The sequence below is a fragment of the Nocardia violaceofusca NBRC 14427 genome (assembly GCF_963869435.1).
GTDB classification, from domain to species: domain Bacteria; phylum Actinomycetota; class Actinomycetes; order Mycobacteriales; family Mycobacteriaceae; genus Nocardia; species Nocardia aobensis.
The window spans coordinates 192,178-216,671 of record NZ_CAWMPM010000022.1 but is presented as its reverse complement, the minus strand read 5'-3'; the positions used below and the strand labels follow the sequence as shown (position 1 = coordinate 216,671).

The following is a 24,494-nucleotide window of genomic DNA, read 5'->3' as shown; positions in this document are numbered from 1 at the left end:
GAGAGGTAGGTGGATCGGGCTCGGCGCGGTGTTGCCGCACTGCGCCGGGCCCGGTTCGTATCGTGGTCTTTCGTCCTGGATTTCAGTCGGTGGTCGGCTGTCGGAACGTCCCTCCTTCCACCATCGCGGCGATCTCGGCGGGCGGAATCTGCTCCGAGTGGGCACGCCGCCAGAAATCGATATCGGGGAAGGTGCCGGCGGCGAGTTCGGTGCGCAGTCCGGCGACCCACGCCGCCTCGGCCTCGAGCATCGCCACGCCGAATTCGGCCTCGACCAGGAAGAGCCGGGGCAGAAATTGCGTCTGCTCTTCGATTTCGCGGCGCCGCACGGCGATCTCCGCGGCGAGCAGCCGGGTGCGTTCGTCGAGCAGCGGGATCACCTCGTCCGGCGGCAGCAGGGCCACCACGGACAGGCCGGCCACGAACCGATGCGGTTCGGGTTCGGGGGTCGAGATCAGTTCGCGGATCCAGTCCTCGGCCTCGGCGCGGCCGGCGTCGGTGAGCCGGTAGATCGTCCGCTCGGGCCGGGCGCCGTCGCGTTCGCTGCCGATGACCTCGACGAATCCGTGCTTCTCGAGGTTCTGTACGACCGTGTAGAGCGACCCCCATTTGATGTCCATATCGCGGTCCTTGCCGCGTTCGCGCATCTGGGCCGCGATCTCGTAGCGGTGCATGGGACGTTCGATCAGCGTCGCCAGGACCGCCAGGGCCAGCAGATTGGCGACCTTTCGCTTCTTGGGCATCGCCCGCACCTCCTTACTCGTCTACGAATATACGTCTGCGAGTATGGTGTCGGCAAGAGTCTTCATTGCGTGATGGGGCGTGGGGTACATACGACGAGCACCCCCGGGAGGTGGCGTGCCGGCGCCGTCCCGGGGGTGGATCGTCACGAGCGACGCGCGCGACCGCCGAGGGGCGGGCTGCCGGTGGGCGGCGACGACCGGGGCCGATGAGGGGTACCCCGTCGCTCGCGCCCCGCGCGAGACGGCGTGACGTTCGAGGGTGGGGACAGGTTCCGGGTCCCCATATCTACTATTTGTGTACGTAGACAGTAGGTTAACGGCCAGGGTCGGTCAAGAGTGTCGAACCGGCCGACCGACGCCGGGCGGTTATCGTGATCCGTCGTGCGGATCTTTGTGGCGGGCGCTACCGGAGTGCTGGGCGCCAGACTGACACCCCTGCTGGTCTCGGCCGGATTCGAGGTCGCCGGGCTGACGCGCTCGGAGTCGAAGGCGTCGATGCTGACCGGCTTCGGCGCCCGGCCCGTCGTGTGCGATGTCTACGACGCGGCGGCGCTGGAACAGGCGGTGCGCGATTTCGCGCCCGATCTGGTGATGCATCAGCTCACCGACCTGCCCGACGATCCCGCCGATCTGCCCGCCGGCCGGGCGGCGAATTCGCGGATGCGCCGCGAGGGCACCGCCAACCTGCTCGCCGCGGCACAGGCGGCGGGCGCGAAACGCTTTCTCGCCCAGAGTGTCGCGTGGGAGATGACCGGAGAGGGACAGGCCGCCAAGCAGTTCCTGGAGGACGCGGTGCTCGGCGTCCGCGGCGTCGTCCTGCGCTACGGCCAGTTCTACGGTCCCGGAACCTACTATCCCGAGAACGCGGACCGGCCCGATCCGCCGCGCATTCATATCGCCGAGGCCGCGGCGCGCACCGTGGTCGCGCTGGATCTGGCCTCGGGCATCTATGCGGTGACCGAAGACGGCCGCGTGGATTTCGAACCGGTGCAATAGTCTCCGACGCCCGCCGATCGTCGGCGACGGGTCATCCGGCGCGCTGCCGGAGCACTTCGGCGGTGGGCTCGTCGGCGGGCAGGAAGGCCTCGAGGTGCAGTTCCGCCAGCGAGACGTCGGTGGCGGTGGCGAACGAGGTGAGCGTGGTGATCAATCGCAATTCACCGGCCTCGCTGCGCAGTCGCAGCGGCACCGCGAAGCCGAGGTAGCCGGGTCCGGGGTCGGTCTCCGGGAGATAGCTCTCGAATTCGGCGACCAGTTCCTCGGCGCGCGGATCCGGTGACGTGCGGTTGCGCGCCCGCATGGATTCGGTGACATGCCGGCCCCATTCGGCGAAGTTGACCACCCGCGGCGCCAGGCCGTCCGGATGTAATGCCAAGCGGCGCACATTGATCGGCGCGGTGAGCAGTTCGGGCGCACAGCCGTCGGTGAAGACGTCGAACGCGGCGTTCGCCTCGATCAGGCTTCCATAGCGGTCTGCGATCAGCGCCGGATAGGGCATATGGCCGGACAGGATCGTGCGCAGGGCCTCGCGTACCGGAGCCAAGTGCGGTGCGTCGACGCCGGATTCGTCGTAGGCGGGTGTGAAGCCGGCCGTCGCCAGCAGCGCATTGCGTTCGCGCAGCGACAGTTCCAGCGATTCGGCCAGCCGTAGCACGATGGCGCGACCCGGCCGGGAACGGCCCTGTTCGAGATAACTGAGATGGCGCTGCGTGGTGTCGGCGCGGATGGCCAGATCGAGCTGGCTCCACCGCCGCAGCCCTCGCCAGCGTCGCAGTTCCTGTGCGAAGGGGCCCGGTCGCGCGACTGTCGTCATGGGATCATCGTCGGCCCCGACGGGGCGCTTCGCCATACCCTGTGGGGAATCGCGCGAGTGCGCGCCGACGGACAGACTCGGCGGCATGAGCTACGAACCCACCGATATCGAACTGAAGAATCTGCTCGACCGCTGGATCGGCCAGTGGAACGAGCCCGATGCCGACCGGCGCCGCGAGCTGATCCGCGAGGTCTGGGCCGAGGACGGCTATCAGATCCTGGTCAACCCGCCCGAGGGCATCCGCGATACCGCCCGCCAGTACGGAGTGTCCGCCCCGGCGGTCGAGGTCCGCGGCTACGACGCGATGTTCGCCCGCGTCACCCGGGCATACGAGATGTTCGTCGCCGATGGTGAGCACTTCTTCGAAGCCGAGGGCGAGCCGGTTCGGCACGCCGGGGCCGCCGTGGCGCTGACCTGGGTGATGCGCGCACGCGCGGACGGCACGGTCGCCGGCGCCGGACTCGAGGTGCTGACCTTCGATCCCGACGGGAGGGTGCGCACCGACCACGAATTCGTGAACTGAGCCGGCGTAGACCTGTCGGTGCGCCTGTCTAGGGTGCAGGAATGCCTCGCGACCTCGCCGACCTGCCCTATGCCCGGAATCTGACGCCGCTGCGGGAACCGCTCGCCCCCGATACCGAGTACGAGCGGGTCCACGTCGACGCCACCTCCGTCGACGAGGTGTCGGCCGGCGGCTCCTGGTTCAGTGAGTCGGCGCTGACCGGTGTGGTGCTCGGCGGCGGCAGTCTGAACCACTGCCGGTTCGACGACGTCTGGCTGCGCGGGGTGCGGTGGATCGGAGTCGATGCCTGCGAAACCCGTTGGCTGGATGCCGAATTCGTCGACTCCGCGTGGTCCGGGGTGGTCGCCGTCGACGCGCAGCTGCGCCGTATCCGTTTCGAGGGCTGCAAATTCGAATCGGTGAACTTCCGTGCGGCCACCCTGCGGAACGTGACCTTCGCCGAATGTGTCTTTCGCGACACCGACTTCTCCGCCGCCACACTCCGGAAGGTCGATTTTCCCGGATCGCGGCTCGAAGGCGTCGCCCTGCACGGCGCCACCTTCGAAGATGTCGATCTGCGGGGTGCGGCGGCGCTGGACCTCATCGCCGATATCGGAACGCTGAAGGGCGCGATCATCACCACACCTCAGCTGATGGAGATGGCTCCCGCCTTCGCGCGAGCGGCGGGAATCATCGTGCGCGACAATCGAATCCGCGACTAGCTGCTGGAAACCCCGGGGATCTGCCCGATACCGTAGGTCACCGCCATGGCCAGCGCGCCACCGATCACCACCCGAAGGACGGCCCGGCGCCGATTGCTGCCGCCCAGGCGTGCGCTCAGCGATCCGGTCGCTGCCAGCGCCAGCAGTACCGCGCCGAAAGTCACCGGAATACGCCAGTTCGCCGGCGGCAGCAGAATCGCCAGCAGCGGCAACAGGGCGCCGCAGGTGAACGCCAGCGCGGAGGAGAAGGCGGCCTGCCACGGGTTGGTCAGCTCGTTCGGGTCCAGACCCAATTCCGCCTCGGCGTGCGCGGCGAAGGCATCGTGGGCGGTCAATTCCTGCGCGACCTGCCGCGCGGTCGCCTCCGAGAGTCCTTTGTGCCGATAGATCTCGGTCAACTCGGTGAGTTCGTAATCGGGGTCTTCGGCGAGCTCCCGCTTCTCCAGCGACAGCAGGGCACGTTCGCTGTCGCGCTGCGTGCTCACCGAGACGTATTCGCCGACCGCCATCGACAGCGCACCCGCGACGAGCCCGGCCACACCCGCGGTGAGGATGGGCGTGGTGGCCGCGGTGGCCGAGGCGACGCCGACCACCAGGCCCGCGGTCGACACGATGCCGTCGTTGGCGCCCAGGACCCCGGCGCGCAACCAGTTCAGCCGGGACGCGAAACCTCCGCCGTGCGGTTCGTGCGGATGCTTCCAGCTCCCGGTCCCCACATTGTCGGAGTCGTCCACGGATGCAGAGTAGGCCGTCGCCCGGGCCGGGCGGTGGATCCGCGCCGCAGGCGAGCCGCGCCCGCCGGTGCGGCGAGGTCCGGATCGGTAGCATGCGAGGCATGAATTCCCTTGTCACGCGCGCTATGTCCACGGTCGCCGCGCAACTGGGCAATCCGCACGGGGTGCTGGGCAAGGTGGTCGCGCGGATGCTGAACCGGGCCAATCGCTTCGCCATCGATGCCGCGGTCGAGGCGGCCGAGGTGGGTGCGGGGCAGGCCGCGGCCGATATCGGTTTCGGCGGCGGCGTGGGACTGTCGATCCTGCTGCGCGAGGTCGGCGACACCGGGACCGTGCACGGCGTGGAGATCTCTCCGGATATGTCGGCGCGGGCCCGTGCACGCTTCACCCGCGACATCGGCACCGGCCGGCTGCGGATCGTCGAGGGCGGACTCACCGAGTTGCCGCTCGCCTCGGCGAGCCTGGACGCGGTGATCACGGTGAATACCGTCTATTTCATCGATGATCTGGACCGGGCCTGCGCGGAGCTGGCGCGCGTGCTGCGCCCGGGCGGGCGGGTGGTGGTCGGTATCGGTGATCCGGCGGCGATGGCGAAGATGCCGTTCACCGCGCACGGCTTCCGGTTGCGGCCGGTCGACGACGTATCGGAGGCGCTGGAACGAGCCGGGCTGGCGGTCGAACACCGGCGGATCGACCGGCAGCCGATTCCGGCTCATCTGCTCATCGGCCGCCGGGGGAGCGAGGACTGAGCACCGGCAGGGCGACCACGTCGATCTCGCGACTCACGGCGCCGATCTCGTCGGCCACCGAGGCCAGGGCGATATCGATGGTGAAGCCCATCGGCGCGTCGAGCGGCCGGAGGAAATCGTCGTAGTGCATGGGTACCACGGTGGCGGGGCGTAGCCGGGTCAGGATTCGGCGCCAGTAGTCCGGCGTCACCGACCGTCCGGCCACCCCGGCGAGGAAGATGTCGATGTCGCGATGCCGGATCGCCTCGTCGACGAGGTCGGCGCTGCCCTGGTGATAGATCTCGACACCGGCCACCGCGATGTGGATACCCCAGGTCTGTCCGCAGCCGTAGGCCATCGGCGCCAGCGCGGCCAGGGATTCGCAACTGGTGTCGCCGGGGGACGGGATCCGGGTGCCGAAGGGGATCTTCGAATGCACGCTCGGCACGAAGGTCACCGTGAACGGCCCGAGTTCGTAGCGGCGGTAGGGTTCCACCTCCACACCGCGCTCGCCGAGCCCGTGCAGATCCATGAGATTGCGCACCGATCGTGAGCCGTAGACCGCGCAGCCGAAGCGGCGCGCGAGCTCGGGGGCGTCCAAGGCGTGATCCCAATGACCGTGTCCGACAACGATTCCCGCTACCTTGTCGAGGGCCGGCAGGAAGCGGTCGATCGATGCGGGATCGGGAAGTGCGGTGCGGCGGCGTACCACCGTCGACAGCGGCACCCGGGTGAGGAAGGGATCGACGAGCAGCGTCACGCCCTCGTAGGTCATCCGGTATCCGGCGGTGCCCAGCCATTCGATCTCCAGACCGGCCGGCAGCGTGAGCGGCCGGGCCTCGAGCTCGCGCAACGCCTGCGCGTCCTCGCGGTCGCGCGCGCTCTTGTTCAGGAAGTAACGGGCATAGCCGGCGGTGTGCCGAAGCGGATCGAGAACCGTCGAGAGAGCGGGCATCGGTCCATTGTGCGCGCCCGGCTCAAGGCCGGTCGTCGGCGAGCACCTTGTGCAGGGCGGTGGCGAGGGCGCCGAGTTCGTCGGCCGCCAGACCGGCGAAATGTTGATCGACGACCGCATGGTGATGCGGAGTGGCCTCGTGCAACCGCTGCCGCCCGGCCGCGGTGATGGCGACATATGCCGATCGGCCGTCCGCGGGATTGGTTTCGCGGGTGACCAGGCCGCGCGCCTCCAATTCGGTGACCAACCGGCTCACCCGGGTGCGGCTGAGCACCATGGTCTCGCCGAGGTCGCTCATCCGCAGACGGGTGGTGCCCGCGAGTTCGACGAGCATGTCGTACCAGCTGGCGGGCATGCCGTGGCCCCGGCGCAGTTCGGCATCCAGTTCCGGGCGCAGGTCGACGTACACCCGCTGCAGCGCCCGCCACACCTGGACCGAGGCGGGTACTGAGCTCCCGGATTCCGGCACGCCGCCGATCTTAGACCGCCGCCACCCCGCCCGCCCGGCCGCGCGGATCGCCGGGCGGCGATAACCGCTGGACACCGGATCTACGATGCGGACATGGATATGCGCGCGAGCGTGGAACTTCCTCCCGATTGGCAGGCCCGGGTGCGCGGCGCTCTCGTGGACTCACCCCGGCCGGAGTTGGCGGACGGTTCACTGCGGCTGCTGGGCGCGGGTTTGGACAGTGTTGCGCTCCAGCTGGATTCGGCGGCGGATGCCTATGTGCTGCGCCTGCCGCAGGATCCGCACGGGGCGGAAGGGATCGCCCGCGAGGCCGGACTGCTTCCGGAGTTGGCCCCGCTGCTGCCGGTGCCGATTCCGCAATTCCTGTTCACCGCGCCGAATCCGCTGGGGCCCGGGGAGTTCTGCGTGTATCCGCTCGTGCCGGGCGAATCGCTCGACGAAACGGACTGGGCCGAGCGGGGACTGCTGCGCGCCGAATCGGCACGCACGATCGCGGAACTGATCGAACGGATCCACTCGTTTCCGGTGGACCGCGCCCGGGACTTCGGTGTCGAGGTCACCGATCTGCGGGGGGATTTCGCCGCGGATCTGAAGTCCGTTCGTGCCGAGGTGCTTCCGTTGCTGGACGCGGCCGAGGCCGCGGAGCTGTCGGGGGCGTGGCAGCGATATCTCGACGACGACGCCAACTTCGATTTCGAACCGACGCTCATCCATGCCGATATGAGTCTGGATCATCTGTTGATCAGCGGCGGCACGATCACCGGACTGATCGACTTCGGCGATGTGGAGATCGGTGACCCCGACTACGACCTCTGCTACCTGTATCCGGAGGCGGGGCACGAGTTCGTGCGCGAGATCCAGCGGTGTCGCGCACGGGATCTCGGGCCCGTCATCGAGAACAAGCTGCGCTTCTGGGCGTGTGCCGATCCCGCGCTCGACGTGCTGGACGCGATCGAACAGGGCCGCACGGACTTTCGCGAACAGCGGCTGACTGTCCTGCGGCAGGCGCTGCGCAGCTATCGGCCGAACGGCATGTCCTGAGCCTCTGGGCCTCAGCGGCGTTCGTAGAATCCGTCGATCCGCGCCCGGCCCTCGGCCTGTGCGGCCGCCAGCACCTCCCGGGGTTTCGCACTCTCGACGGATTTCCCCGCGGCCGTGGTGAGGGGCGCGTTCAGGGCGAACAACTCGAAGACGTACCGGTGCGGTCCGTGCCCCTTGATCGGTGCGGGACCCATGTACCCGCGGCCGAATCCGGACCGCAGTACCCGCACACCAGCTTCGTCGGTATCGGCGCGTAACGCGTTGCGGGACAAGCTCCGCACCGACGGATCGAGGAGCGCGACGCAGTGGACGAACGGCCTTCGCATCGGAGCGTCAGGATCCTCGACGACCAGCAGATAGCCCGTCGCAGCGTCCGGCGCGCCGCTCCAGCTCAAGGCGGGAGACTCGTCGGCGCCACCGATCCGGCGGGAGGCATGCCGGATGTCGAGCGTGGTCTCCGGCTCGAAGTCCGGACTCGTGAGTCGAAAAACGGTGTCGCCGAGCAGGTTCGGCTGGTTCCATGCCAGTCCCGATTCACCGGCGCGGCGATGGGTGAGTAGCTTGCCGAGGATACTCATCGGTTCTCCTTCTCCGACCGAGGTGGAAGTAGCCGCCGCGCTGCCGGTCGCAGGAGCGGGCGGGCGAAGTGATGGATTTCTACCGTGGCATCGAATTCCAGGGTGGATGCCGCGCCGGGAGTGCCGGCCCATTCCTCCGGCACGGCGACGCCCGGCCAGGTGTGGCCCCCGCCGAACACCGTCCATGCCGTGACGGCGGTATCGGCGATGCCGTGGGCGGTGGTGACGCGGCGCGAGCCGGCGGTCGTGACGGTGGTTCGGTCGCCCGGGCACCGGTCGAGCCTCGCCCAGTGGTCGGCGGTCGCGGCGGCGCCGAGAATCCGCCCGCGCGGTTCACCGTTCGGCCCGCGGTGGCGGGAGTGGCCGCCGCCCAGCGGGACCAGGGGATCGGCATCGCCGTTGATCAGCATCGCCGACACCGCATGGGTCGGCCGCACCGCGGTCAGGTTGGCAGGCAGCGGTTTCCGCCCTGGAAGGCCGGGGCTGCTGAGGCGCACCCCCGATCCGGACGATCAGCGGCGCAAGCGGTTGCACATCACCGATGCCGGGCTGGAGCTGCTGTCGGAACGGCGCGAGGCCGGGTACGGCCACCTGGCCGAACTGATCGCCGCTCGTCTGACTCCCGCCGAACAGCGGCAATTGGCGGCGTCGCTTCCGATTCTGGGCAAACTCCTGGACTGAATCGGGGGAGATCTCCGGGACCTTCCCGATGTGCCGGACGTGGCCGCGGTGGTTTATTTCCTATCGGCGGGCATCCGGTCCGCCGCGCGGTCGTGGGAGGGTCGTCGTGAATGCCGCCGTGGTGACGACGTGGATCTGGTTGAGCTTCGAGATCGGACTGGCGCTTCGGGATCGGTTGCGCAGCAAAGGATCCACCGCACGCGACCGCGGAACCCGTACCACCATCATGATTGTCGTCGCCGTAGCGATCGGGGTGGCGAATGTGGTGTCGATCGTGCTGCCGGCCGACAGCGATCTGCGCTTCACCACTCGTCACGAGGTCGTCTGGCAGATCGCCGGAGTCGCGCTGATGGTCGCGGGGCTCGGTGTGCGAATCTGGGCTATCGCGGTGCTGGGCGCGGCATTTCGCACCACCGTCGAGGTCGACACCGATCAGGCCGTCGTCGATCGCGGGCCGTACCACTGGGTGCGCCACCCCTCCTACACCGGAGTTCTGTTGCTCACCACGGGTTTCGGTGTCGCGGTGGGGAACTGGATCTCGCTGCTGCTCCTGATCGTCGTGCCCACCTTGGCGTTTCTGCGCCGGATCGAGGTGGAAGAGGCGGCGATGGTCGAAACCCTCGGCCGTTCCTACGAGGACTATCGCGCTCGCACCAGACGGCTCGTCCCCGGCCTCTGGTAGCCGTTACATCGTTCGGGCGAATGGAGGTGCATCTCTCCTTTTGGTCGATTTGTCCGATTCGCCGGGACAATGGTGATCATGAAGTATGCGTTGACCCGACACTGGACGACCGTTGTTCCGCTCCTGGCCGCCGTGGTGCTGGCAATCGCATGGTTCACCCATCCCGCCGGAGCGGCGGCGGTACTCGTGGCGCTGGCGCTCGCGGGTGCGGTTCTGGCGGCGGTGCAGCATGCCGAGGTGGTTGCACATCGCGTGGGGGAGCCGTTCGGCTCGCTGGTGCTGGCGATCGCGGTCACGGTGATCGAGGTCGGGCTCATCGTCACCCTGATGGTCTCCGGTGGGCAGGATGCCTCGACACTCGCCCGCGACACCGTCTTCGCCGCGGTCATGATCACCTGCAACGGAATCTTCGGCCTGTCACTACTGGTCGGGGCGTTGCGCCGGCGCGTGGCGGTCTTCAACGCCGAAGGTGCGGGCGCGGCCCTGGCCACGGTCGCGACCCTGGCGACCTTGAGCCTGGTGTTGCCGACCTTCACCACCAGCAAGCCGGGCCCGGAGTTCTCCGGCTCGCAACTGGCCTTCGCGGCGGTCATGTCACTGCTGCTCTACGGATTGTTCGTCATGGTGCAGACCGTGCGGCATCGCGACGACTTTCTCCCGGTCGAGGAGACCGAGATCGACGAGCACGATGTCCGTCCGGCCGCTCGCACCGCCGCGCTGTCGCTGGCGCTGATGGTTCTCGCGCTGATCTGTGTGGTCGGGCTCGCGAAGATGGTCTCGCCCTCGATCGAGCGCGGGGTCGCCGCCGCGGGACTGCCGCGCTCGGCGGTCGGTGTGGTGATCGCCCTGCTGGTGCTGCTGCCCGAAACGATCGCCGCGGTGCGCGCCGCCCGCGGGGACCGGGTGCAGGTCAGTCTGAATCTGGCACTCGGTTCGGCGATGGCCAGCATCGGTCTCACCATTCCGGCGATCGCCCTGGCGTCGATTTGGCTCGACGGGCCCCTGACCCTCGGCCTCGGCGCCACCCAGATGGTGTTGCTGGCGTTGACCGTCGGCGCGGGTGTGCTGACAGTTGTCCCGGGCCGCGCCACTCCCTTGCAAGGCGGTGTTCACCTGGTGTTGCTGACCGGATTCGTCTTTCTCGCGGCGAGTCCGTAACGGCGAATCATTGTGGCGGGCCACACGTGATGTGGGTCATAGCGATAGCAGATCAGTGCTGATAACAGGTTCTAGAATGCTCGTTTACTTAGAAAAACATGCACGTTAGCTGGATTTATCGCCGTCCTTCGCGCAGGTCTCGAAGCGGCCACCCTCACACCGTGATCGGCTTTACTGTAACTAGTTGTAACCGATAGCTTCGTGTTGGCAGTGTTGCCGATCACGGAGAGACGATTGTGAAATTCGAGCCACACCGCCCGGACCGGGCCCGCCGCTCATGGCGCCGGTGACCCGCGCCACCTCGGGCGCGTCCGCTGTTCGTATCGTTCGCAAGAATTTCTCGGACACCGTCGTGTCCGCACTGCGAACCTTCGGCAGGGCAGTGGATATCGCCCGGGAGTCGGTGACCGGCACGACCACCGACATCGTCCGGCGCGAATTCCAGTGGCGGGAAGCGGTTCTGCAGGCGTGGCGGCTGGTGACGGTGACCGCGATCCCCGCGATCCTGATCGCCATCCCGTTCGGTGTGATCGTCTCGGTGCAGGTCGGCAACCTCATCCACACCCTGGGCGCGGATTCGCTGCTCGGCGCGACCGGCGGGCTCGGTGTGATCAAACAGGGCGCACCGCTGGCCACCGGCTTCCTGCTCGGCGGCGCGGGCGCGGCCGCGATCGCCGCCGATCTGGGCGCCCGCACCATCCGCGAGGAGATCGACGCGCTCGACACGATGGGCATCTCGCCGATCCACCGATTGGTGATCCCGCGGCTGGTGGCGATGATCCTCGTCGCGCCGCTGCTGAACATCCTCATCATCTTCGTCGGCATCGTCGCCGGCTACGCGGTGGCCGTCGGCGGCCAGAACGTCACCCCCGGAAGTTATTGGGCCACTTTCGGATCCTTCACCACCGTCGCCGACGTGTGGGTCTCGCTGCTCAAGGCCGTGCTGTTCGGATTCCTGGTGGTGATCATCGCCTGTCAGCGCGGACTGGAGGCCAAGGGCGGCCCGCGCGGGGTGGCCGACGCCGTGAACGCGGCCGTGGTGCTGTCGGTGGTGTCGATCGCGATCGTCAATCTCGGCGTGACCCAGGTGGTCGAGATGTTCCTGCCGACGAGGTTGGTCTGACGTGGCGATTTCGACCTATATGCCCAAGGGGTTCAGCCACTTCGTGCGCTTCTACCGCCGCCGCGGTCTGCTCCTGGCGCGCGTGGAGGGACTGGGCTTCGTCCTGTCCTTCATCTGGCAGGTGCTGTCGTCGATTCCCTTGACGCTCAGGCGGTACCGGGACGAGACGCTGCGCATCATCTCCGATATGACCTGGGGGCGCGGGTCGGTGATCGTCGGCGGCGGCACGGTGCCGATGATGATCGTGCTCGGCCTGGTGATGGGCGCCTCGGTGGCCGTCGAATCCTTCACCATGCTGAACATCCTGGGCATGGGCCCGGTGTCGGGCATCGTCTCGGCCTACGCCACGACCCGCGAGCTGGCGCCGATCGTGGCCGCCATCGGATTCGCCGCTCAGGCCGGCTGCCGCATGACCGCCGAGATCGGCTCGATGCGCATCTCGGAGGAGATCGACGCGATCGAGGCGCTGGGCCTGCGGTCGGTCCCGTTCGTGGTGACCACCCGGGTGATCGCGGGCGCCATTTCGATCGTGCCGACCTTCCTGATCGGGCTGATCCTGTCGTATCTGGCCTGCCGCGGGCTCATCACACTGGTCCACGGCCAGTCCGCCGGTGTCTACGACCACTACTTCTTCCAGTTCGTTTCCGGATTCGACGTGATCGCCGCGGTGATCAAGGTGGCGATCTTCGCGACCGTCGTGATCCTCATCCACAGCTACTACGGCTTCTTCGCCACCGGCGGGCCCGAGGGGGTCGGCATCGCGTCCGGCCGCGCGGTGCGTGCGTCGTCGGTCGCGATCGTGGCCATCGACATGGTGCTGACGCTGATGCTCTGGGGTTTCAACGCGTCGATCGACTTCACGGGGTAGTACAGGTGCCGAATTACGGAATGCCCGGAGTGGCGGTGGACAAGCGGCGCTCGCTGCTGGTCGGCGGGGTGGCGATCGCGGTCGTGGCCGCCGTCGCGATCGCCTCGCTGGCCTATCGCGGGCTGCGGTCCGACGACAGCCTGCGCATCGCCCTGCACACCGAGCAGATCGGTGACGGCGTGCTGGCCGGCACACCGGTGCGGGTGGACGGTGTGCAGGTCGGCGAGGTCGCGGCGATCGTGCCCGTCGACGGCGGGACCCAGCGAATCAGTCTGCGGCTGGACCGATCTCAGCTGCACGGCATCGACGACAGCCTCCGGGTGGACTACGCGCCGGCGAACCTGTTCGGTATCAGCGAGATCGAACTGCGGCCCGGCTCCGGCGGCGCCCCGTTACGCGGCGGGTCGACGATCGACCTGACCGGACAGCACGCCGACGCGGTCTACGACGCGACCATGGGTGGTCTGCTGCGCGGACTGTCGCAGACCGGCAACGCTCTGCTGACTCCGCAGATGGCCACGGTGATCGCCCAGGTCTCCAACGATGTGCGGGGTTTCACGCCGCTGGCCCAGGCCTTGATCTCGGTGGCGCAGACCATCACCGACAACCAGACGATGCCCAGTTCCGAACTGGTCGGACGGCTCGGCCCGGCCTTCGACGGCGGCGGTCGCTTCGCGGGCGCGACCATCCAGGTGCTCGATCTGTTGCGCAATATTCCACGGCTGCAGGATCATCGGGGCTCCTACGACGCCGGAACCTCGGCGCTGACCGGTTCGGTGCTACCCGCGCTGGCCGGTCTGGGCACGCGTGCGGGATCCGAATTATCCGGCGCCACAGACACTCTGGCGCCGATGCTGGCGGTCCTCGCGCAGCTGGTTCCGCATCCGCAGCAATCCGGCGCCGACCTCGCCGAACTCGTGCGACGCCTGCGCGCCGGACTGCACGACACCCCGGACGGCCCGGTGCTGGACACGGAAATCGACGTGCGCGGCGTGCCGGTGCTGGCACCGCTGCTGGGAGGAATCCGATGAAGGTCGGCGCCGCCGCCTGGCGGCTGGGTTTGTTCGCGGTGGTGATGATCGTCGTGCTGTCGGTGGTGTTCACCGCGATCAAGCGGCCCGTCGCGGGCGACACCGATACGCATCAGGCGCTGTTCACCGATGCCAACGGGCTCAAGGTGGGCGACGACGTGCGCCAGTTCGGTGTGCAGGTCGGCAAGGTCGAGGACATCTCGCTCGACGGGGCACTGGCGCGAGTCCGGTTGTCGCTGAGGACCGATGCGCCGATCTTCGACAATTCGAAGCTCGCCATCCGCTATCAGAATCTCACCGGTCAGCGCTATATCGATCTGCAACAGCAGCCGAAGCCGGGGACGCGGCTGCCGGCCGGCCGCACGATCGGCGTCGACCACACTGTGCCGTCGTTCGATGTGACGAGCATGTTCAACGGACTGAAACCGGTGCTGGCCACCATTTCCCCGGACGCGATCAACCAGTTCAGCGCCAGCATGGTCGCGCTGATCGAGGGCGACGGCACCAACGTCGAACCGGTGCTGGCCGCGATCGGGCGGCTCGCCTCCTACGTGGACAACCGTCAGCAGGTGATCGGCGCCCTCATCCACAACATGTCCGATCTGTCGCAGCGCGTCGGCGGGCGGGTGCACTACCTGGTGCCGCTGCTGGCCCGGCTGACCGACATCTTCGAGGCCCTGCAGACGAATATCGGCGGGCTCGCGCAGTTCGCGATGGCCGCGCCGTCGGTGCTGGGACCGTTGGACAGCCTGTTCGACGCCCTCGGGCTGCAGTCCGGCACCGATGTCGACGCGCTCATCCGGCGGCTGTTCCCCGACCCGGAAGAGGCCGTGGACGTCTTCGGCAAGTTGCCGGCCCTGCTCGGCGGACTGGACGCGGCCACACCGAAGCCGGTGGCGGGCTGGAAACCGCAGTGCTCCAAGGGAAATGCCGAAGTGCCGCAGGTGGTGCGGGTGCTCGTCGCGGGACAGCAGGTGGCGATATGCAACGGCTGAATCGGTTCGGGTCCGGCCTGTTCCGGCCACGGGATCGGCGCGTCGCGGACGCGGCGACCACTCGCCGCCGCGAAATCCGGCTCGGTATCGTCGGCGTCGCGCTCGTCGTGGTCTGCGCGGCCGCCGCGGGCATCCTGTACGTGGTGCCGTTCGGCAAGAAGACCTACAGCGCCGAACTGTCCGAAGCGCAGTCGGTGAAGGTCGGCGACGATATTCGCGTCGCCGGAATCCCGGTCGGCAAGGTGGAATCACTGGAGCTGCACCCGGATCGGGTGCGGATGCGGTTCACCGTCGATTCGGACGTCTTCGTCGGCGACCGGTCCACACTCGACATCCGGATGCTGACCATCGTCGGCGGCAACTACGTCGCGCTGTTTCCCGCGGGCGATAAGTCGCTGGGCGACAGGGCGATTCCGATGGATCGCGTGCGGCTGCCCTACAGTCTCGTGCAGACCTTCCAGGACGCGGCGCAACCGCTGCGGCAGATCGACGGCGACACGCTGCGCCGCAATCTCGCCGCCCTGGACACCTCGATCGAGGCCGCACCGGATGCGCTGCGCACGACGCTGAACACGCTCGGCACCTACGTCGACGCGCTCAACCGGCAGCGCACCCAGGTCACCGATGCGATCGCGGTCGCCGACGAATACGTCACCATGTACGACGGGGCCAAACACGATCTCGGCCGCCTGATGGTCAACGTCAACCAGATGGAGACGTTGCTGGTCGACAAGCGCGCCGAACTGCGTGAGGGCGTGCGATTGCTGCGTGCGGTGATCGAGCGGGTGGCCGCGCTGGCGCCCACCTACGATTCGGCGCTGAAACCGAAACTCCAGCAGTTGAGTGAGGCACTGCCGCAGCTGGAAAAGCTCGGTGGCGAACTCGAGCCGGTGATCGGCACGGTGCAGAGCCTGCAGCAGAAGTTCGCGCAACTCAGCGGTGCGGACGACGCGGTGACGGTCGACCAGTCGGGGCAGACGGTCGGCGCGCCGGCCGCTCACCTGTGTATCCCGGTGCCGGGAAAGGACTGCTGATGCTGCACAAGCTGCTCGGTTCGCGGGCCTTCATGTCGATCGCCGGGACGGTGGCCGTCGTCGCGGTCGCGGTGTTCGGCTATCTCGTCGCCTTCCAGCCGCTGAAGGCGACCACGGCCTACTGCGCGATCATGCCCGACAGCGTCGGGCTCTACCCCGGCAACCAGGTCACCATGCGCGGCATCACCGTCGGGACGGTGAAATCCGTTGCCGTGCAGGGCAATGCTGTCAAGGTCGAATTCGACGTCGACACCGATCACCCCGTCCTCGCCGACGCCGGTGCCACGACCCTGTCGGACAGCATCGTGGCCTCCCGCGAACTCGCGGTGGTGTCCGGCGGCAAGGACACCGCGCGCTGGGATCCCGCCCGCTGCCTCACCAAGACGCTGACCCCCAAGAGCATCAGCGACACCCTGAACGCGCTGGCCCAGCTGTCGTCGCAGATCCAGGGCCCCGACGCCGCGCACCCCGATGCGCTCGCCCGCGGACTCACCTCGCTGAACAACGCCACGGCGGGCACCGGACCGCAGATCAACGCGCTGGTGCAGAAGCTCGGCGCCGCACTCTCCGCGCCGGACGCCGATATCGCCCATCTGGCAGGCATTTTCGATGCGTTCGCCTCGGTGTCCAAGGATGTGGAGGCGCACTGGGGTGAGCTGAAGACGATGCTCACCCGCCTGGGCCCGGTCCTGGACCAGGCCACCGAGGATCTGCTGCGGCCCGGCGCGGCGCTGTTCGACGGCCTCGGTCGGGTGCTGCCGATGCTCAACGACATCACCACCCTGTTCGGCGATCCGATCATGCGCGCCCTCGACGACACGGTCCCGCTGGTGAAGTTCCTGCGCGCGAGCGTGGGCTCACTGGCCCAGATGATCTCGCTGACACCGGTTCTCGCCCAGGTCGTACACACGGCCGGTGCCTCCGGCATCGGCTACGCCCCGCCGAAGGTGGCGATTCCGCAGGACCACGCCGACCAGGTGTGCGCGGCGATCGATGCCCTCGTCCCCGGGCGCTGCACGGCGGCCGACGGTCTGGCGAAGGTGGACATGGCGGCCCTGATATTCGGATTGGCAGGTGCGCGATGAGATTTCGGCGAATCACGCTCGGCTCGGCGATCGTCGTGGCGGCCGCGTTGTCGGCCTCCGGATGCGCGTTCGACCCCTCGTCGGTACCGGTGCCGGGAACCACGGTGTCGGGTCCGACGTACCACGTGCGCATCGAGTTCTCGAATGTGCTGAACCTGCCGGCGCGCGCCAAGATCATGGCCAACGGCGCACAGGTCGGCACGGTCTCCGGGGTGACCGTCGTGAAACCGGGCGCCGCGGGCGGACGCGGTGGCTACGTCGTGGTCGACGCCGACATCTCGAAGTCGGTGCGCCTTCCCGCGACCACCGTCGCCGAACTACGGCAGAACACGGTGCTCGGCGATATCCACGTCGCGCTGACCACTCCGCCGAACGGTTTCGGCACCCTGCTGCACGACGGATCCACGATTCCGATGGCGCAGACGAAACCGCCTGTGCAACTGGAGGACACGATGGCGCTGGTCGCCGCGTTCACCCAGGGCGGTGCGGTGACACAGCTGCAGGACGTCATCGAGCAGTTCAATCGCACGCTGCCGCAGGATCCGGCGCAGACCGCCCGGATCTCGCACACCATGGCCACCGATGCCACGGATTTGGCGGACAACCTGGACAGCGTCGACGCGCTGCTCAACGGCCTGGGCACGAATGCGCAGGTGCTGCACGACATTCAGCCCGAACTCGACGACATCCTCAGCCGCACCTCGGTCGATCAGATGAACGGCATCTCCGACTCCATCGTGGGCGTGACGAAGATCTTCGGTGGGCTGGGGCCGGTGGGTGCGTCGCTGACCTGGCTCGGGCCCGTGCTGCGTGATGCCGACGGGGCGGTCCGGGCGTTCGCGCCGTTGCTGCTCTCAGCCGGCCCGGTGGACCTGAGCCGGCCGTCGAATCTGCAGGCCGTCGTGGAACTGTTGCGCGACAAGGTGATTCCGTTCGTCGAACGCGGGCCGAAGGTGAACATCGTCGGAGTGCGCTCCGACGCGTCCGCGGACGTGCCGCCCGATCAGCAGACCGACCGCATCCTGGCGACCCTGCGGATGATCGGAGTGGTGCGATGAGGTGGGGTGCGCTGACCTCGCTGGGCGGCATCGTCGCGATCACCGTCCTGGGGGCGAGCTATCTGACCTTCGGCGTCGTCCGCGCCGACCCCTTCGCCGACTACCACCGAACCACCATGGTGCTGACCGATTCCGGTGGTCTGGGTGTGGGATCGCCGGTGCTGCTCACCGGACTCGAGGTCGGCCGCGTGACCGCCGTGCGCCATACCGCCGCGGGTGTCGAGGTCGGCATGCGGCTGGCCGCGGACAAACGGGTGCCGGCAGACAGCACGGTGACCATCGAACATCTGTCGGCGCTCGGCGAACCGTATGTCGAATTCCGGCCCGTCTCGGGCGGCGGGCCGTACCTGCACGACGGCCAGCGCCTGGAAACGTCGAATGTGCGCATGCCGCTGTCCATTCCGGACGTCGCGCGGCTGGTCACCAAGACCATGAACCAGCTCGATCCCGAGGTGGTGGGCTCGCTGGTCGCCACCGCGAGCTCCGCGCTGAACGGCACCGACGCCGCGATTCCGAATCTGACCCGATCCGGAGATCTGCTGGCCGCCGCGATCATGAGCCGCAGCCCGCGAATCGCGGATCTGCTCAACAGCTTTCAGGCCGCGGCGGCCGACATCGAGTGGGCCGGCCCGGCCACGAGTACCGCGGCGCCGGCGTTCGTGCGGTTCACCCACGCCCTGAACGATCTGGTCGCGGCGGTGGGCCGGATGGTGGACGCGCGTCCCGCCGGAAGCTACACCGAGGGTAACGGTCTGGCGCCGTTCCTGGCGAAGCTGACCGACCGGCTCGCGGAACTCGGCCCGGAGCTGAAGTCCCTGGGGCCGGCGCTCGCGCCGCTCGCGGAGGCGACCACGAATGCCGCGCCGCGCATCGACATCTCCAGTCTGATCACGCAGGCCCTCGACGATGTGGGCACCGACGGAACCGTGCGGGTGCGGATCAATGTCAAGTAGTACCACCGAGAAGGAGGACACCATGTCGAACGACACTGGTACCGAACCGAAGCGGGCAGTCGACGCGGAGGCCGAGTCCTCCGTGCCCACCACCAACACCACCGAAACTGGGGTGAAACCCGCGAAAGCGCCTCGCACACTGTCGATCCGGCTCTCCACCGTGGTCACCGCGGCGGCCGCAGTGGCATTGATCGCGTTGGCCGCGGTCTTCGGATCGCTGTGGCTGTCGGCGCGCGGCGATCTGCACGAGCGCGACGACCGGGCGGCGGCGCAGCAGCATGCCGAGCAGGTGGCCACCGATTACGCGGTCGGCGCCTCGAATATCGACTACCAGAACGTCGGCGCGTGGATCGGCAAACTGAAGGCCGGCACCTCGTCACAACTGGCGCAGAAATTCGACGCCACCGCGCCGAAGCTGCAGGAGATCCTGGTCCCACTGAAGTGGACCTCGTCGGCGACCCCTATCGCCGCCAAGGTGATGAGCACCGAGAACGGCCTCTACAAGGTCGACGTGTTCCTCAACGTCAACTCCACCAGCGCGCAGACGCCGCAGGGTGCGCAGACCACCGTCACCTACACGGTCGACATCGACCCGGGCAGCGGCTGGAAGGTGACCGACGTCGGCGGGATGGCCGGGGCCCTGCCCAAGCAGTGACACCCCTGCGGAGCAGCAGCGGTCAGTGGCCGGGCAGGACGCACACGGTGTCGAGTCCGAGCACGCGGTTGAGCCGGCCGAACGCCAGCCATGAGCCGATGCACATACTCAGCTCGACGATCTCGGCCTGGCTGTAGTGCGCTCGCATCCGGGTCCAGAACTCGTCGTCCAGGTTGTGGTGATCGAGCACGTAGCGTTCGGCGTATTCGGCGGCCAGCCGGGTCCGATCGTCGAAGGAATCGGTGGTGCGCCATTCGGTGACGGCCTGGTCGAAACCGTCTTCGACCTTCTGCCCGTCGCGTTCGGTGCGCCAGTCCTGACAGAACAGGCAACCGTTGATCTGGGCGATCCGCAACCGCGCCGCCTCGAATTCACGAAGTCCGAGGGTGCTGTGCGAGTAGACCGCCAGCGACAACTTCGAGGCGGCGGGCCCGATGCCCGGCACCATCTCACCCCAGACGTAGCCGATCGGATCCTTCCCCTCGGGGATATCGATGTTCATTGCGGTGTCCTTTCCGATGGGGCGCTCGCGAATCTGCCGACGGCGGGGCGCAAGGGAACGTCGAGGGCGTCATAGAGACCGGGCTCGGCCGCGGCCAGCCAGTCGATGGCGTTGACCAATCTGCCGACGGCAGTGGCATTTCCGCCGGCGGCGCGGTTACCGCCCTCGGTCTCGGCCTCGACGGTCACCTCGATGCGCGGATCGCCCTCCACGATGATGCGATGCGCGCCCGCACCGTCGGGCGGCCGCGGCCAGTCCGGTGCGCAGTCGGGATGGATGCGGGTGACGTGTTCGATCACGATGCGCGGCCGGCCGCCGACCATGCCCTGCACCTCGAACCGCACCGCGCCCTGCGTGCCCGCCTCGAAGTCACCCATCGCCGCGGTGGTCACCGTGGTGTCGAGGGCGCGGCGGTCCAGCGTCTCGCGGATACCGTCGAGTTCGGCGCCCAGGGCGCGTGCCATCAGCCGAATCTGCCCGCCCCACACCATGGTCGGGACGCCGGGCGCGGTCATCGGCGGTTCGTAGTCCATCGGCTGCCCCATCCCGACCAGGTAACGCACCGAATCCGGCTGGTCGTAGGTGGAATAGTCGAAGATCTCCTGGCAGCGGATCGTGTCCACCCGGTGCCCCAGCCCGCTCACGAGCAACGGCAGCACGTCGTTGCCCCACCCGGGGTCGATCCCGGAGACGAACAGCGAACCGCCGCCGGCCGCGATCGCCGCCCGCACCGGCTCGCGCACCTCGGCGGGGGCGTTGCGGGGATCGTAGAGCGCGTAGAGCGCGGGCGTGACGACCACCGCGCCGGCGCGGATCGCGGTGACGATATCGCGCAGTGCGTCGTCGGGCCGGATATCGCCCGACGCGGCGTACACGACCGCGCGGGGATGGCGGTCCAGCAGGGCGTCGACATCGGCCGAGGCCGTGACGCCGAGGTCGTGGTCGAGTCCGGCCAGCCGGCCCGCATCGCGCCCGACCTTGGCCGGATCGTGCACCAGCACCCCGGTCAATTCCAGTTCGGGATGTGCGTGCACGGCCCGGATCGCGGCACGGCCGACATTGCCCGTACCCCAGACGATCGTCGAGATCATCCCACCGACACTAGCAAGCGCTTGGTTCCGTGTGGGCGTTTTGCGTGGGTCCGCGGGCCCCGCGTCCGGACATGAGGTCGCCGGCTGAGCTCCACGTGCGTGGACGTTCGGTATTCTGATCGGCATGGCGATGCGGATCCGTTCGACGGCGCTGATGCTGTGCGCCGTCGTGCTGTCCATCGTCGCCGTCACGGTTGTGCCTGCGGGCGAACCGAATTCGCTGCTGGTGGTCGGAGCCGCGGCGATTCTCGCATTGGCGGTGGTCGCCGCCTGTTCCGGCCGGATGCGGCCGGCGCCGGTCGCGGTCCACAGCGGGCCTCCCGGCTCCGCGCAGCAGCGGCGACGGGGTTCCTTTCTCCGACAGAGCAATCCGGATACGGCGGGCCGGGTGCGGCCCAGGGCACCGGGTCACCGGAGCTGATCGCGCGTCACCACGCCGGGGCTCTCGCCGGTCGAAGTGAACGCGCGGCTGCTCGGCCGACCCTGTTCACTCGCCCGTACCTGCACGGGTGCCTCGAAGTGAGGTGATATCCCATGCTCGATTTCGTGTACTACCCGGTCGCCGCTGTTCTCTGGTTGTGGCACACCGGATTCGCCGTCCCGTTCGGCGCCGCGAGCGGTCTGTCCTGGGCCCTGGCGATCGTCATGCTCGTGGTGACCCTGCGCGCCGTCCTGTATCGGCCGTACCTGGCTCAGGTCCGCTTCTCACGCACCATGGCCGTGCTGCAACCGAAGATGCGGCAACTGCGCGCCGAATGCGGCGACGACCGCGAGCGGCTCGCCGTCGAAACCCGGAAACTGCAGCAGCAGCACAACTTCAACGCGCTCAGCGGTTGCCTGCCGGTGCTCGCGCAGTTGCTGATGTTCCTGGGACTGCTGCACGTGCTGCATTCCTTCGACCGCACCGCGGTCTCGCATGTGCCGTTCCTCGGCAGTTCCACCGCGATGACGGCGGCACAGAACGCCGACACCGCGAACTACGTGTTCGCACCGGAACAGGTGCGGTCGTTCCTGCACGCCGATCTGTTCGGCGCGCCGCTGTCGGCGACGCTCACCTCCGCCGATTCCGTCGCGTCGGTGGCCGTGGTGGCGATCCCGCTGGTGCTGATCGCGGCCGTCGCGACGCACTGCACCGCCCGGGCGTCGATCGCCCGCCAGCTCGAGACCACTGCGCAGACGCGGCTGATCAACGCGATGACACTGTGGCTGTTCCCACTCGGCACACTGGTCGCCGGATTGGTGATGCCGATCGGCATTCTGGTCTACTTCGCGACCGGCAACACCTGGACCTTCGTGCAGCAGCATGTGGTCCATCGCAGGCTCGGCCCGCTGGAATCCCTACCGCCACCGGCAGTTCCGACGGTCTAGGTCCGCTCCGGTTCGGCCGCCGCGGTCTCGTGCACGTCCGCATGCGGGGCGCCCCAGCCGATATGCGATTCGGCGCGCAGGCGGTCGATCATGTGCGGATAGTGCAACTCGAATGCCGGTCGCTCCGAACGGATCCGGGGCAGTTCGTAGAAGTTGTGCCGCGGCGGCGGGCAGGTCGTGGCCCATTCCAGCGAATTGCCGTACCCCCACGGATCGTCCACCGTGACCACCTCGCCGTAGCGGTAGCTGCGGAACACATTCCAGACGAAGGTGATCATCGAGAAGCCGAGGATGAACGAGCCGATGGTGGAGACGGTATTGAGCGTGGTGAAGCCGTCGGAGGGCAGATAGTCGGCGTAGCGGCGCGGCATACCTTCGTTGCCCAGCCAGTGCTGCACCAGGAAGGTGGTGTGGAAACCCAGGAAGGTGGTCCAGAAGTGGATCTTGCCGAGCCGCTCGTCGAGCAGCCGGCCGGTCATCTTCGGGAACCAGAAGTAGATGCCGCCGAAGGTCGCGAACACGATCGTCCCGAACAACACGTAATGGAAGTGCGCCACGACGAAATACGTGTCGGTGACGTGGAAGTCCAGTGGCGGGCTGGCGAGGATGACACCCGACAGGCCGCCGAACAGGAAGGTGACCAGGAATCCCAGCGCCCACAGCATCGGCGTTTCGAACGTCAGCTGCCCCTTCCACATGGTGCCGATCCAGTTGAAGAACTTCACTCCGGTCGGCACGGCGATCATGAAGGTCATGAACGAGAAGTACGGCAGCAGTACGGCTCCGGTGGCGAACATGTGGTGCGCCCACACCGCCACCGACAGCGCCCCGATACTCATCGTCGCGTAGACCAGTGCGGTGTAGCCGAAGACCGGTTTGCGGCTGAACACCGGGAAGATCTCGGTGACGATGCCGAAGAACGGCAGCGCGATGATGTACACCTCGGGATGACCGAAGTACCAGAACAGGTGCTGGTAGAGCAGATTGCCGCCGGTGGCGGGATCGTAGATGTGTCCGCCGAGATGACGATCGAAGGCCAGCGCCATCAGCGCCGCGGTGAGGATCGGGAAGGCCAGCAGGACCAGCACGCTGGTGACCACGATGTTCCAGGTGAACATCGGCATCCGGAACAAGGTCATACCCGGCGCGCGCAGCACGACCACGGTGGTGAGCATATTGACCGCCCCGAGGATGGTGCCCAGACCGGAGACGGCCAGACCCAGAATCCACATATCGCAGCCCACGCCGGGGGCGTGGACCACATCCGACAGCGGGGTGTAGGCGGTCCAGCCGAAGTCCGCGGCGCCGCCGGGAGTGACGAATCCGGCGGTGGCGATCGAGGCGCCGAAGAGATAGAGCCAGTAGCTGAGCGCGTTGAGTCGCGGGAACGCCACATCGGGCGCGCCGATCTGTAACGGCAGGATGCAGTTGGCGAAGCCGAACACGATGGGCGTGGCATAGAACAGCAGCATCAGGGTGCCGTGCATGGTGAACAGCTGATTGAACTGCTCCGGCGACAGGAACTGCAGGCCGGGGCGGGCGAGCTCGGCCCGCATCAGCAGCGCCATCAGCCCGCCGATGAGGAAGAACGCCATCGAGCTGACGATGTACATCATGCCGAGCAGCTTCGGATCGGTCGTCGTGACGATCGTCCAGATCTGCGAACCCTTCGGGGCGATCCGCCGGGGATAAGGCCTTACGGCTTCGATCTCGGCGGCGCCGCGAGATGGTGCTGTAGTCACAGTTCCTCCTCGAGCCCAACCATCTTCGAGTGTGGCACCGCGGCAAGATCAACGTGTTCGAATCCCGCCGGGCATCGGTATGCGATCGGTGGTGATCTTCGGGACGGGGCCCATGCTCCCATCGATACCCACTTCACGACGGATGGATCGCCGGAAACGTCCACGTGGATCGCTGGAAAGTAAC

General features: G+C 67.8%; 29 protein-coding genes. 19 read left to right on the top strand and 10 right to left on the bottom strand.

What is annotated here, in order from left to right:
• Positions 1-82: 82 nt before the first annotated feature.
• On the bottom strand, positions 83-742 hold the full coding sequence (locus AC5592_RS18395) for a PadR family transcriptional regulator (protein ID WP_063064936.1): 660 nt from the start codon (positions 740-742) through the stop codon (positions 83-85).
• Between the two features lie 381 nt (positions 743-1,123).
• Here AC5592_RS18395 and AC5592_RS18390 point away from each other — a divergent pair, with 381 nt between their 5' ends.
• Positions 1,124-1,738, top strand: a complete 615-nt coding sequence (locus AC5592_RS18390) for an NAD-dependent epimerase/dehydratase family protein (RefSeq protein ID WP_036498705.1) — start codon at positions 1,124-1,126, stop codon at positions 1,736-1,738.
• A gap of 31 nt (positions 1,739-1,769) precedes the next feature.
• On the opposite strand, the gene AC5592_RS18385 is transcribed toward AC5592_RS18390, so the two are convergent.
• Positions 1,770-2,555, bottom strand: a complete 786-nt coding sequence (locus AC5592_RS18385) for a helix-turn-helix domain-containing protein (protein WP_036498770.1) — start codon at positions 2,553-2,555, stop codon at positions 1,770-1,772.
• An 85-nt stretch (positions 2,556-2,640) separates the two neighbouring features.
• Here AC5592_RS18385 and AC5592_RS18380 point away from each other — a divergent pair, with 85 nt between their 5' ends.
• Together AC5592_RS18380 and AC5592_RS18375 are read left to right on the top strand one after the other, a co-directional pair.
• Positions 2,641-3,078 (top strand): hypothetical protein, encoded by a 438-nt coding sequence (locus tag AC5592_RS18380; RefSeq protein WP_063064935.1) that lies wholly within the window; start codon positions 2,641-2,643, stop codon positions 3,076-3,078.
• Between the two features lie 41 nt (positions 3,079-3,119).
• The gene (locus AC5592_RS18375) at positions 3,120-3,779 is read left to right on the top strand and encodes a pentapeptide repeat-containing protein (protein WP_063064934.1); all 660 of its coding nucleotides are present in this window, start codon (positions 3,120-3,122) and stop codon (positions 3,777-3,779) included.
• Here the strand turns inward: AC5592_RS18375 and AC5592_RS18370 are convergent.
• The gene (locus AC5592_RS18370) at positions 3,776-4,513 is read right to left on the bottom strand and encodes a VIT1/CCC1 transporter family protein (RefSeq protein WP_063064933.1); all 738 of its coding nucleotides are present in this window, start codon (positions 4,511-4,513) and stop codon (positions 3,776-3,778) included. The genes AC5592_RS18375 and AC5592_RS18370 overlap by 4 nt on opposite strands.
• 101 nt (positions 4,514-4,614) lie before the next feature.
• Between AC5592_RS18370 and AC5592_RS18365 the strand changes: the two genes are divergently transcribed.
• The gene (locus tag AC5592_RS18365; protein WP_036498714.1) at positions 4,615-5,262 is read left to right on the top strand and encodes a class I SAM-dependent methyltransferase; all 648 of its coding nucleotides are present in this window, start codon (positions 4,615-4,617) and stop codon (positions 5,260-5,262) included.
• Here AC5592_RS18365 and AC5592_RS18360 read toward each other — a convergent pair.
• Positions 5,234-6,196 (bottom strand): MBL fold metallo-hydrolase, encoded by a 963-nt coding sequence (locus AC5592_RS18360; RefSeq protein WP_232329417.1) that lies wholly within the window; start codon positions 6,194-6,196, stop codon positions 5,234-5,236. The genes AC5592_RS18365 and AC5592_RS18360 overlap by 29 nt on opposite strands.
• Before the next feature lie 22 nt (positions 6,197-6,218).
• Positions 6,219-6,665, bottom strand: a complete 447-nt coding sequence (locus AC5592_RS18355) for a MarR family winged helix-turn-helix transcriptional regulator (RefSeq protein WP_051024370.1) — start codon at positions 6,663-6,665, stop codon at positions 6,219-6,221.
• 93 nt (positions 6,666-6,758) lie between these two features.
• Here AC5592_RS18355 and AC5592_RS18350 point away from each other — a divergent pair, with 93 nt between their 5' ends.
• Positions 6,759-7,706 (top strand): phosphotransferase, encoded by a 948-nt coding sequence (locus AC5592_RS18350; protein ID WP_036498718.1) that lies wholly within the window; start codon positions 6,759-6,761, stop codon positions 7,704-7,706.
• A gap of 11 nt (positions 7,707-7,717) precedes the next feature.
• Here AC5592_RS18350 and AC5592_RS18345 read toward each other — a convergent pair whose 3' ends face one another.
• Together AC5592_RS18345 and AC5592_RS18340 are read right to left on the bottom strand one after the other, a co-directional pair.
• Positions 7,718-8,284, bottom strand: a complete 567-nt coding sequence (locus tag AC5592_RS18345) for a YbhB/YbcL family Raf kinase inhibitor-like protein (RefSeq protein WP_063064932.1) — start codon at positions 8,282-8,284, stop codon at positions 7,718-7,720.
• Positions 8,281-8,694: an alpha/beta hydrolase family protein gene (locus tag AC5592_RS18340; protein WP_157121989.1), complete on the bottom strand. Its 414-nt coding sequence runs from the start codon at positions 8,692-8,694 to the stop codon at positions 8,281-8,283. Before AC5592_RS18340 ends, AC5592_RS18345 begins: the two co-directional genes overlap by 4 nt.
• On the opposite strand from AC5592_RS18340, the gene AC5592_RS18335 reads away from it, so the two are divergent.
• The 12 genes from AC5592_RS18335 to AC5592_RS18280 all read left to right on the top strand — a co-directional run bounded on the left by AC5592_RS18335 (position 8,684) and on the right by AC5592_RS18280 (position 19,607).
• Complete coding sequence (locus AC5592_RS18335) at positions 8,684-8,965, top strand: MarR family winged helix-turn-helix transcriptional regulator (RefSeq protein ID WP_157121987.1); 282 nt, start codon at positions 8,684-8,686, stop codon at positions 8,963-8,965. The two genes, AC5592_RS18340 and AC5592_RS18335, sit on opposite strands and share 11 nt — an antisense overlap.
• 106 nt (positions 8,966-9,071) lie before the next feature.
• The gene (locus AC5592_RS18330) at positions 9,072-9,647 is read left to right on the top strand and encodes a methyltransferase family protein (RefSeq protein WP_063064930.1); all 576 of its coding nucleotides are present in this window, start codon (positions 9,072-9,074) and stop codon (positions 9,645-9,647) included.
• Between the two features lie 69 nt (positions 9,648-9,716).
• Complete coding sequence (locus tag AC5592_RS18325) at positions 9,717-10,805, top strand: calcium:cation antiporter (protein ID WP_063064929.1); 1,089 nt, start codon at positions 9,717-9,719, stop codon at positions 10,803-10,805.
• Between the two features lie 277 nt (positions 10,806-11,082).
• On the top strand, positions 11,083-11,928 hold the full coding sequence (locus tag AC5592_RS18320) for an ABC transporter permease (protein WP_063064928.1): 846 nt from the start codon (positions 11,083-11,085) through the stop codon (positions 11,926-11,928).
• A 1-nt stretch (position 11,929) separates the two neighbouring features.
• Positions 11,930-12,796 carry an MlaE family ABC transporter permease gene (locus tag AC5592_RS18315; protein ID WP_063064927.1) on the top strand — a complete coding sequence of 289 codons (867 nt, stop codon included), beginning with the start codon at positions 11,930-11,932 and terminating at the stop codon, positions 12,794-12,796.
• A gap of 5 nt (positions 12,797-12,801) precedes the next feature.
• Positions 12,802-13,827: an MlaD family protein gene (locus AC5592_RS18310; protein ID WP_083870621.1), complete on the top strand. Its 1,026-nt coding sequence runs from the start codon at positions 12,802-12,804 to the stop codon at positions 13,825-13,827.
• Positions 13,824-14,822: an MlaD family protein gene (locus tag AC5592_RS18305; protein WP_036498738.1), complete on the top strand. Its 999-nt coding sequence runs from the start codon at positions 13,824-13,826 to the stop codon at positions 14,820-14,822. Before AC5592_RS18310 ends, AC5592_RS18305 begins: the two co-directional genes overlap by 4 nt.
• Positions 14,810-15,856, top strand: coding sequence for an MlaD family protein (locus tag AC5592_RS18300; protein ID WP_036498741.1), 1,047 nt, complete (start codon positions 14,810-14,812; stop codon positions 15,854-15,856). Before AC5592_RS18305 ends, AC5592_RS18300 begins: the two co-directional genes overlap by 13 nt.
• Positions 15,856-16,941 (top strand): MlaD family protein, encoded by a 1,086-nt coding sequence (locus AC5592_RS18295; RefSeq protein ID WP_036498785.1) that lies wholly within the window; start codon positions 15,856-15,858, stop codon positions 16,939-16,941. The genes AC5592_RS18300 and AC5592_RS18295 overlap by 1 nt, the downstream gene beginning before the upstream one ends.
• Positions 16,938-17,999 carry an MlaD family protein gene (locus AC5592_RS18290; RefSeq protein WP_063064926.1) on the top strand — a complete coding sequence of 354 codons (1,062 nt, stop codon included), beginning with the start codon at positions 16,938-16,940 and terminating at the stop codon, positions 17,997-17,999. Before AC5592_RS18295 ends, AC5592_RS18290 begins: the two co-directional genes overlap by 4 nt.
• The gene (locus tag AC5592_RS18285) at positions 17,996-18,952 is read left to right on the top strand and encodes an MlaD family protein (RefSeq protein ID WP_063064925.1); all 957 of its coding nucleotides are present in this window, start codon (positions 17,996-17,998) and stop codon (positions 18,950-18,952) included. Before AC5592_RS18290 ends, AC5592_RS18285 begins: the two co-directional genes overlap by 4 nt.
• A gap of 22 nt (positions 18,953-18,974) precedes the next feature.
• Positions 18,975-19,607, top strand: a complete 633-nt coding sequence (locus AC5592_RS18280; protein WP_036498745.1) for a hypothetical protein — start codon at positions 18,975-18,977, stop codon at positions 19,605-19,607.
• Positions 19,608-19,629: 22 nt separating this feature from the next.
• Here the strand turns inward: AC5592_RS18280 and AC5592_RS18275 are convergent, their stop codons facing one another.
• Complete coding sequence (locus AC5592_RS18275; protein ID WP_063064924.1) at positions 19,630-20,109, bottom strand: carboxymuconolactone decarboxylase family protein; 480 nt, start codon at positions 20,107-20,109, stop codon at positions 19,630-19,632.
• On the bottom strand, positions 20,106-21,200 hold the full coding sequence (locus AC5592_RS18270) for an NAD(P)H-dependent amine dehydrogenase family protein (protein WP_063064923.1): 1,095 nt from the start codon (positions 21,198-21,200) through the stop codon (positions 20,106-20,108). The genes AC5592_RS18275 and AC5592_RS18270 overlap by 4 nt, the downstream gene beginning before the upstream one ends.
• Positions 21,201-21,324: 124 nt before the next feature.
• On the opposite strand from AC5592_RS18270, the gene AC5592_RS18265 reads away from it, so the two are divergent.
• Both AC5592_RS18265 and yidC read left to right on the top strand, forming a co-directional pair.
• Positions 21,325-21,621 (top strand): DUF6412 domain-containing protein, encoded by a 297-nt coding sequence (locus AC5592_RS18265; RefSeq protein ID WP_036498749.1) that lies wholly within the window; start codon positions 21,325-21,327, stop codon positions 21,619-21,621.
• Between the two features lie 113 nt (positions 21,622-21,734).
• Positions 21,735-22,568 carry a membrane protein insertase YidC gene (gene yidC, locus AC5592_RS18260; protein ID WP_051024375.1) on the top strand — a complete coding sequence of 278 codons (834 nt, stop codon included), beginning with the start codon at positions 21,735-21,737 and terminating at the stop codon, positions 22,566-22,568.
• Here the strand turns inward: yidC and ctaD are convergent.
• Positions 22,565-24,310, bottom strand: a complete 1,746-nt coding sequence (gene ctaD, locus AC5592_RS18255) for an aa3-type cytochrome oxidase subunit I (protein ID WP_083870622.1) — start codon at positions 24,308-24,310, stop codon at positions 22,565-22,567. The two genes, yidC and ctaD, sit on opposite strands and share 4 nt — an antisense overlap.
• Between the last annotated feature and the right edge of the window lie 184 nt (positions 24,311-24,494).